This is a genomic window from Vagococcus silagei, from assembly GCF_004795745.1.
In the GTDB taxonomy this organism is placed as follows: domain Bacteria; phylum Bacillota; class Bacilli; order Lactobacillales; family Vagococcaceae; genus Vagococcus; species Vagococcus silagei.
Map to the genome: position 1 here is coordinate 1 of NZ_SDGV01000047.1, position 8018 is coordinate 8018.

Here is an 8018-nt window from a genome sequence, read left to right on the forward strand (position 1 = left end):
AGTCCCATAAATTATAGAGCCGATTATGGCTTTAAAACATTTGAGACTGCTGAAAGTCCAAATATCGTCTTTTTTAATAACAATGGGACTAAATTAGAGTTGTATCCTCTTCAAGCTTTGGCGAGTGATATTAATGAAATGGAGCCGCCAGCACTTTCTAGCCAAGGGTTTTGTGGCATAACTTTTGCAATGAATGCGAAAACTAAAATTGAAGTCGGTCAACTATTGGCTCTTGCTGAGGTCCATGGTGCTAAAATAGTGAAACCAGCTCAAGAGGTATTCTGGGGTGGATATAGTGGTTACTTCACAGATTTAGATGGCTATTATTGGGAAGTTGCTTATGCTGAGAGCTGGCAGTTTGACGAACAAGAGATGTTAGTAATTGAACCATAAGGAGTGGCTTTAGCATGCAATTTTTATTAATTACAATCACAGCTTTTTGTCTGCTTGCGAGTATTCAAATGGTGACACCAAATTCACTGTGGAGTGATGTGACCTATTTCTTTAGACAAGACAAAAAGGCTTATTTAAATTTTAGTAACCGACTTAGAGGAAAACAGCTTCTATACTCAAGTGGTTTTTTCTTTGTATTATTTTTGATTAATTTTATGATTCCAATTAAAGTGAATGAAACAAAATTTGCCATGGCTTTTCTAATCTTGATAATTCTTTTAGAACTTAGAGTTCAGGTAAAATGGCAACAGCACATTAAACATGAAGCAAAATAAAAGGAGAAGGTGCTTGAATGAATTTTGTATTTGATATTGATGGAACAATTTGTTTTAATGGACAATTTCTAACGCCCGAGATGATTGCAGCACTAAAATCAATTGAAGCAGGTGGTCATCAGTTGTATTTTGCTTCAGCCCGTCCTATTCGTGATTTATGGCCGGTTATACCCGATTTTACAGCTAATTATCTGATTGGTGGTAATGGCTCAATCATCTCTGATAATGAGGAGATTCAGGTTATTGATCCGCTTTCAAACGAAGAGTATCATGCTATTGTTAGTGTGATTGAAGACTATGATTTAACCTATATAGTGGACGACAAATTTAACTATGCGAGTAATGTGACACCTGCACATAGTATCTACTCTCAACTTGATCCTGATCATTTAGCAAGAAAGATTGCACTTGAAGAAATTTATCAACCAATTAAAGTCATCTTATTTAATATTCCAGCAGAAGTGTTTGCAGGAGTAGAGGCTCGTTTGTTAAAAATTGATTCTGAGTTAAGTTTGAAATCGCACTTGGAACAAAGAAATATTGATATCACGAAAGAGAAAATAAATAAATACTCAACTTTAGTTTTGAAAATTGGTTCGGAAGATTATTATGCTTTTGGTAATGATAGTAATGATGTCGAGATGTTGAGTCATGCTCAAAAATCATTTTTTGTAAATACTGCCGAGGCGGCTCGTGAGCTTGACTTAACACCAACGCGTTGTTTAGAAAGTAATGTTGCGGCTGTCGTGTCTGCGATTGAGACCTTGATATAAAGTAAACAGGGAGATGAAGTCATGTATGAAGATCGTGATTGGATTATGAGACAAATCAAACAAATATCAGATGGATTTGGTCAAATGGTAACGAAAGAAACGTTGAAAGATTTTATTCGTATTAATCAAGGTGAAACAGCGGGTATATCAGATGAAGAATTAGACCAGATGATTGTGATTATCAGAGCAACCCGTCATGCAAAAGAAAAAGGACTGACTGCTACAGCTCTGGATCAGAAATTTAATTGGACGAAAGGCAGATGGCAATTTATTCAGGATCAAATTGATAAGTTATCAGATAAAGAGTTAAAACAACTTGAGAAATTTATTAACGAATAAAAAAAGACCTTAGCGGTCTTTTTTTTCGTCTTCAGATTCTGTCCAAAGATTATTCATTGCCATACGTTGCTCTTGGTCAACGATATGTGTATATATGGCTGTTGCACTGGTTCCGGTTTGACCAAGTTGATGTGATACTGCAAGGAGGCTTTTGGTTTTCTTATAAAGCTGCGTACCCACAGTATGTCGCAATTTATGCGGTGTGATTCTAATTTTATAGGGTTCCGAATACTTGGCAACCATCTTTTCAACGGTTGAAGGTTCAATTTGCCTTGCTGTTCCACGATAAGTAGTTAAAAAGAGAGCTTTTTGATTTGCTTCAGGTTGGTACAATTGTTGACGTAAGCTTGAGTATTTTTCTAGATAGTCAATAAAAACTGATGAAATCGGAGACGTATCCTTGAAGCCACCTTTTCTTAAAACGGTTACCTCCATATTGACAATATCAAGTTCACCTACTTGTAGATTAACTAATTCCGAGAGACGGATACCCGTACCTAAGAAAAGAGCGATAATGGCTAAATCACGAACCTTATTGCGCTCAAAAGCAGCTAAGGCCTGATGACTTTTCAAAGTATTTTGATAGTCTTCATCAATGTAGATTAAAAAATTGATTGCTTCATTATCTAGAAACAATTGTTTTTCAATCGTACGAGAACGCTCTTGAATGGTTTTACCTGTCTTAACACTCTCGATTGACAGCATGACATTTTGCGAAAGATAAGGTTGGCTAGTTTGCCTGTCAATTTGAGCGGCTAAATATTTAAACAACGAACGTAGTGCTGTAATCGAACGTTGGACTGTGATAAAAGCACGTTTACGTCCATTTTGGCTCGTTCCTTCTCTTGGGGAACGCATTAAAAAGCTTTTATAGAATTCGATATCTTGTTTCGTCAATTGATCAAGCTCGTTTAAAGTGACATCTCGCGGCTTACTTTTTGTGATATTTTCTTGATACAGCCAATTAAGAAAACGACGATACTCCTTTGCATATTCATATAAAGTAACGGTAGAGTAGGGGACAATACTCTTTGATTGAATATATTCTTGTATGAACCAAGGAAGATGTTGTGTTTCTTCATCTAAATAGTCGGAACTATTTTTACTTGTCATTATCAGATCCTCCTAAACGAATGTATGTTCCCACTCAGTATAGAGGACATAGACCACTTTGTCAAAAAAAGCATAAAGATATATTAATAGCCATTATTACTAAAATAGACCGATAAAAACAGAATGTATTAAAAGTTGAAAGTGTTGTATAATATAACTGAATTAAAAAAGGAAAGTAGTGATTTTTGAATGTTGATTACAACGACAGAGCGGATACCAGGTAAAGACTATGAAATCATTGGTGAAGTATTTGGTGTCACAACCCAATCAAAAAATATGTTTAAAGATATCGGTGCCAGTTTCAAAACAATAGTGGGTGGCGAAATCAAAGCGTACTCTGAGATGCTTGAAGAATCACGTCAAATCGCAATTGAACGCTTGAAGGATAACGCCAGTGAAATGGGAGCTGATGCGATTGTTATGATGCGTTTTGATACAGGAACAATCGGAACTGATATGCAAACAGTTGTTGCATATGGAACGGCAGTAAAATATGTCTGAATTTCTCATTAGGTCTTATGCTGAAGATGATTTGGACGAATCTCTAGCAATGATTCGTAAGACGATTTGTGTCGTGAATCTAGGTGACTATTCAAAGGATCAAGTTGAGGCTTGGCAAAATATTGATAAACTTAGTTGGTCAGAAAATGTCGCAACGCATCAAGCATTGGTCGTTGTGAACAAAGAAGATAAAATTGTGGGTTTTGGTGATATGACCCAGGAGGGATATTTAGATCATCTCTTTGTAGATGCTGATTTTCAAGGCCAAGGGATTGCGTCTCTACTGTTGCAAACTTTAGAAACCAATCATGCTCAACAAACTCTTACGACCCATGCTTCAATTACAGCACGTCCTTTTTTTGAAGCAAGAGGCTTTCATGTTGTGCGTGAACAAACAGTCTCACTTCGAGGTGAAAAATTTATAAATTACGAGATGATGAAGGGGGAAGATTAAATGAATGTTGCAAACAATATAAAATCACAAAAGAAAATATGGATTATTTACAGTATTATTGCAATTTTTTTAACGGTGGCTACATATTTTACAACAAAAAACTATTGGTTACTTGTTATATTCCTGCTGACGTTCTTGCCATCGCAAAATTATTATCTTAACAAGCGAATTAAAGAAATTGATCGTATGTGGGCACTAGCAGACGAACTGTCGATTTCAACTGCGGAATTAAGCGAGATGTGTGATGTTGGTCAACTTGATTTAGAGGCGACTAAGAAAAATGAAGAGGGGCGTTTTTTACCACCAAATAAAAAAATTCTTCTTGCGATTGAAAAATTAGAGGCTTTGAAGATAACTGCAAAAGCAGACAGTATTTAGTTTTGACTAAGACTGTCTGCTTTTATTTATCAAGAATGACTTGAACCCGTCCAACTTGATTCTCTTCTTTTAACATTACTTTAATACCATGAGGATGGTGAGAACTATTTGTTAAAATTCGTGCAACGTGGCCACGAGTTAGGTTGCCAGAGCGTTGGTCTTTCTTTAAAACAATATCGACAAGTTGTCCTTGGATAATATCTGCTCGTTTTTTACCGTCTAAAATAGGCGTATGCTCCTTTCAATTCAGTGAAGTTTTCTTATTGTAACATGTTTAGAGCGTATCAAGGTAGAAATTGACAAAATTTTTTTAAAGTTGAGCTAATTTCATAATTGAGCTAAATTTTATTCATTTTAAACATTTCTTGAACATTTATCAAAAATTAGAGAACGTTTTTTTTTGATAAATAATAGTAAACATGTCAATAAAAACAATCTTTTCGTTTTTAATATTTTATATTAAAAAACAAAAAGATTGTTTGCCATGCCTGTATAACAGCTATTTTATTGACGAAAAAATAAAAAGAGTACAGGAGCTATCAATTGACAAGATACCTTTTTCTAGTATATGTTATTATTATATAGGTACATTATCATTTAAAATTATATCTCATACTCATAGAAAAAATAAAGGTAGGGGGTTGGGGGAAATATGAGAAAAAGAAAAAAATTTAAAATTTTGTTGTGTATTTTATTGATTTTATTTATTCATTCAAATTCACAAGTCGTTCAAGCTGCAGATAACTATTTCACTGATGGCATGCCAAAAATCAAGGCTGGTCAAGAACCTTATGATTATTATAAAGACGTCGTCAAACATTTTGAACAAAAAGGGTTTGTTGAAAGAAATGACAACGGTAATGGTAAAGGTGGCACTATAGAGTTACCGACTAATGGCTATCTTGACGATTATGTCGATAAATTTAAGGTATACTCAATCAAACGCTATGAAGATGATCCCGTACGAGATCGTTATGGCGAAGCTGATTATTATTTTCGATTTGGCGCAACTTCCTCAAGAGGATATACAATGGAGTATCCATTAACGAAAGAAGCCTATAAAACGTCTAAAAGATATGAATTTTATCCTGATACTAACTACGAATCACTTCGAGAGAGAGAGAAGACTGAACGGCCATCTGACTTAGTTTCAGGAGCACCAGTTTTTCCTTTATATCCTGATGATTCTCAAAATCTGACTTTCGGACTCGAAACAACACTACTCAGGGATAACTATTATGACACAACTACTTATTATGAAGCTTCAATGCGTTATCCAAGAGTATCAGGCGACTATACAAGTTTCTATCAAGGTCTGACTTATACTGAAACAGAAAAAGGTGGTAAAACATCTTATCCAAAACAATTTAAGTGGAACGCCAAGTATGCAAACCTGTTATGGAACGTAAAAACTGAACAATTAGTATTCGTCGCATTGGATCAATATATGGAAAAAATGGTAGCCATGGATATCGAGCCAACGCCAAAACACAGTTATTTCACAAATAATTTTGAGATTTACCCATTGACAGAAGATTATGATAAAGAGATTCGCTTGGTGTATTCGCAACTTTTTGCTGACCAACGTTCTGGTTCCATATACCAGACCATTCCCGACTATAAATCACTAGGAAATAATCATGGATTCTTTTATGAGAATGCCGGAATTGATAAAACGATTGTCAACTTTAGAACAGATCTTCCGAATGGTCCAGAAAATTTTGGCATTCAACAAAAGAAGATACCTTTTACTGATTTATCTGAAACTGGAGATCGCTATTATCCAAGGTATGAGAATACAATTATAAATCAACCATTAGATACCGTCTTGACGGCGTATAACCCTCCAGACTCTAGTGGAAAAGGTATCGAAAATACAGCTGCTGGCCAAAAATTTGGTACAAGACTTGGGTATGATGCGAATGATTTATTCCTTATGAACTATTACGCAGCGACATCTGTAAGTTTTAAATCGAAGGCTTTTACTCCTTCAACTGGCGAAAGTGCTAAAATGGCCTTCTCCATTGCGATTGATAAACTCTTCGATACACCTGCTATTGCTGATATCGGTGCGCAAGAAAAAAATGAAGATGAAGATTTTAAGATTGAAAATCACATTTGGTACAGTCAAAGTCCAGATGCGACCAAATTATTCATTCAACCTTATGTTAACGGCGTTGCAGCAAAAAAAATCACAATCAATAAACCTAATAGTGAAACAACGTCAGGTTCTTTTGATTTTACTTTACCAAAAGAACTCTTTACTAATATTGGTGGCAAAAATGAAGTCAAAGTTGTTGTCAAAGATGACTTGTATGATGAAAGTAAACCAGAAAATGAAAAATCAAATGCGTCCCATATAAGTAAAACGAATTTTAATGTTGGAAATCGTCGTAAAATTGATCTGAAGTATGAGGATACCTCTGGTAACCAATATACAGACCTTAAAGATGCACCTTATGCTTTATATGCGCTTGACAACGAGTCTATTTCTATCTCTGTTCCTGCAACAATTGGTGAAAGTAAAAACCCATTAGAAGATGTTAAACCGAAATCAACAGACGTCTCTCTTGACAAGAAAAATCATAAGTTGACAGTCAAAGGTAGTGATAAGTTTACTGATGGGATTACGCTTATTTATAAAATAGTTGAAGTCGATGGCACTGTCAAACGAATTGACGATAAGCGAAACAAACCTATTTTCAGTAACGTTGCATCGGGAACCGAAATTTCAGACTATACCTTGTCAAAACTAAAACCTGGTTCATCTATCGATAAAGCAATCAATGATGCGATCAATAATAATAATAATCCACTCGTTCTTGATTTTCCTGAGTACCAACGCATCAAAACACCAAAAGAATATCGTATTTTAGTTAAGGGGCAACCGGTCGAAACAACTACTGTACCTGACGTAGCCTTTACCATTGAATATCGCTATCAAGGAACGTTAACTTTTGGAAATATCAATACCTTGTCATTTGGTTCTCAGATGATTGCAAAGACTGACCAAAAAGTTAAAGTTAAGGATATTAATACACCCCAAGCTCCAAAATTAGAGGTATTTAATACTTCCGAAAGTGCAAATTGGGAAATCAGAGCAAACCTTGATTCAAAGGGAATTTATAATACGAAAACAGATAAAAAATTCCAAGGTGCACTTGTCTTTAAAGACGATAAAAATACTGATCAACCTTTGACAGCTACTTCACAACGTGTTTATCATAATAACGGTCCAACTTCACGTTATCATGATTTAGATCTCGGCGAAATGTTAGAACTAAAAATCACTACTGGTAATTTAGTCGGGAAACATGAAGGAACGATCGAATGGTCTTTAAATGATATACCAACACCTTAATATAAAACATCCTCTAAAGTTGATAGCATCAATTTTAGAGGATGTTTTTTCCTATATTAATCGTTTTTCAAGATTAAAGTTCTTACTCAATTTGAAGAAAATGGAATAAACAGCAAAATGTTTTCGCCATACAAAATTAATTGCGATTACTCGTCCTGAAGGAGTGTATATAACCGTTTCATCTCATCAGCTTTGATCATTCTTTTCATTTTTCGTTCATTCACTGTTTCGGTTCTTTTCATTGCAACTAATATAATGACGGTCATGATTAAGTAGATTGCCCAACTGAGCAAATTTCATAATCGTAATGCCTTGATACATTAACGTTCTAAAAGCAATAAAAATAAGAACCTCCCCATCTGTTATAATTA

General features: G+C 34.9%; 10 protein-coding genes. 8 read left to right on the forward strand and 2 right to left on the reverse strand.

Annotation, left to right across the window (positions count from 1 at the left end):
* The first annotated feature begins 6 nt into the window (after positions 1-6).
* From ESZ54_RS12390 to ESZ54_RS12405, 4 genes are read left to right on the forward strand one after another with little or no spacing between them, the layout of a single operon-like run.
* Complete coding sequence (locus ESZ54_RS12390) at positions 7-393, forward strand: VOC family protein (RefSeq protein WP_239433817.1); 387 nt, start codon at positions 7-9, stop codon at positions 391-393.
* Positions 394-407: 14 nt separating this feature from the next.
* A complete protein-coding gene (locus tag ESZ54_RS12395) occupies positions 408-728 on the forward strand; it encodes a hypothetical protein (RefSeq protein ID WP_136137965.1) in 321 nt (106 codons plus the stop codon).
* A 17-nt stretch (positions 729-745) separates the two neighbouring features.
* Complete coding sequence (locus ESZ54_RS12400; protein WP_136137966.1) at positions 746-1501, forward strand: HAD-IIB family hydrolase; 756 nt, start codon at positions 746-748, stop codon at positions 1499-1501.
* Between the two features lie 21 nt (positions 1502-1522).
* The gene (locus ESZ54_RS12405; protein WP_136137967.1) at positions 1523-1840 is read left to right on the forward strand and encodes a hypothetical protein; all 318 of its coding nucleotides are present in this window, start codon (positions 1523-1525) and stop codon (positions 1838-1840) included.
* A 9-nt stretch (positions 1841-1849) separates the two neighbouring features.
* On the opposite strand, the gene xerS is transcribed toward ESZ54_RS12405, so the two are convergent.
* Positions 1850-2953 carry a tyrosine recombinase XerS gene (gene xerS / locus ESZ54_RS12410; protein ID WP_136137968.1) on the reverse strand — a complete coding sequence of 368 codons (1104 nt, stop codon included), beginning with the start codon at positions 2951-2953 and terminating at the stop codon, positions 1850-1852.
* 189 nt (positions 2954-3142) lie between these two features.
* On the opposite strand from xerS, the gene ESZ54_RS12415 reads away from it, so the two are divergent.
* Genes ESZ54_RS12415 through ESZ54_RS12425 form a run of 3 tightly spaced genes read left to right on the forward strand, consistent with a single transcriptional unit; the run spans position 3143 to position 4286 of the window.
* Positions 3143-3454: a heavy metal-binding domain-containing protein gene (locus tag ESZ54_RS12415; protein ID WP_136137969.1), complete on the forward strand. Its 312-nt coding sequence runs from the start codon at positions 3143-3145 to the stop codon at positions 3452-3454.
* Entirely contained in the window at positions 3447-3908 is a 462-nt protein-coding gene (locus ESZ54_RS12420; RefSeq protein ID WP_204249563.1) for a GNAT family N-acetyltransferase, read from the forward strand. The genes ESZ54_RS12415 and ESZ54_RS12420 overlap by 8 nt, the downstream gene beginning before the upstream one ends.
* Entirely contained in the window at positions 3909-4286 is a 378-nt protein-coding gene (locus ESZ54_RS12425; RefSeq protein ID WP_136137970.1) for a hypothetical protein, read from the forward strand. It begins immediately after the preceding gene.
* Between the two features lie 22 nt (positions 4287-4308).
* Here ESZ54_RS12425 and ESZ54_RS12430 read toward each other — a convergent pair whose 3' ends face one another.
* Entirely contained in the window at positions 4309-4512 is a 204-nt protein-coding gene (locus ESZ54_RS12430; protein ID WP_136137973.1) for a YwbE family protein, read from the reverse strand.
* A 426-nt stretch (positions 4513-4938) separates the two neighbouring features.
* On the opposite strand from ESZ54_RS12430, the gene ESZ54_RS12435 reads away from it, so the two are divergent.
* Positions 4939-7647, forward strand: coding sequence for a hypothetical protein (locus tag ESZ54_RS12435; protein WP_136137971.1), 2709 nt, complete (start codon positions 4939-4941; stop codon positions 7645-7647).
* Positions 7648-8018 lie beyond the last annotated feature (371 nt).

Excerpts from the sequence above, each read along its gene's own strand:
- ESZ54_RS12435 (WP_136137971.1), top strand. The coding sequence starts at position 4,939 with ATGAGAAAAAGAAAAAAATTTAAAATTTTGTTGTGTATTTTATTGATT.
- ESZ54_RS12405 (WP_136137967.1), top strand. The coding sequence starts at position 1,523 with ATGTATGAAGATCGTGATTGGATTATGAGACAAATCAAACAAATATCA.
- ESZ54_RS12425 (WP_136137970.1), top strand. The coding sequence starts at position 3,909 with ATGAATGTTGCAAACAATATAAAATCACAAAAGAAAATATGGATTATT.
- ESZ54_RS12415 (WP_136137969.1), top strand. The coding sequence starts at position 3,143 with ATGTTGATTACAACGACAGAGCGGATACCAGGTAAAGACTATGAAATC.
- ESZ54_RS12400 (WP_136137966.1), top strand. The coding sequence starts at position 746 with ATGAATTTTGTATTTGATATTGATGGAACAATTTGTTTTAATGGACAA.
- ESZ54_RS12420 (WP_204249563.1), top strand. The coding sequence starts at position 3,447 with ATGTCTGAATTTCTCATTAGGTCTTATGCTGAAGATGATTTGGACGAA.
- xerS (WP_136137968.1), bottom strand. The coding sequence starts at position 2,953 with ATGACAAGTAAAAATAGTTCCGACTATTTAGATGAAGAAACACAACAT.
- ESZ54_RS12395 (WP_136137965.1), top strand. The coding sequence starts at position 408 with ATGCAATTTTTATTAATTACAATCACAGCTTTTTGTCTGCTTGCGAGT.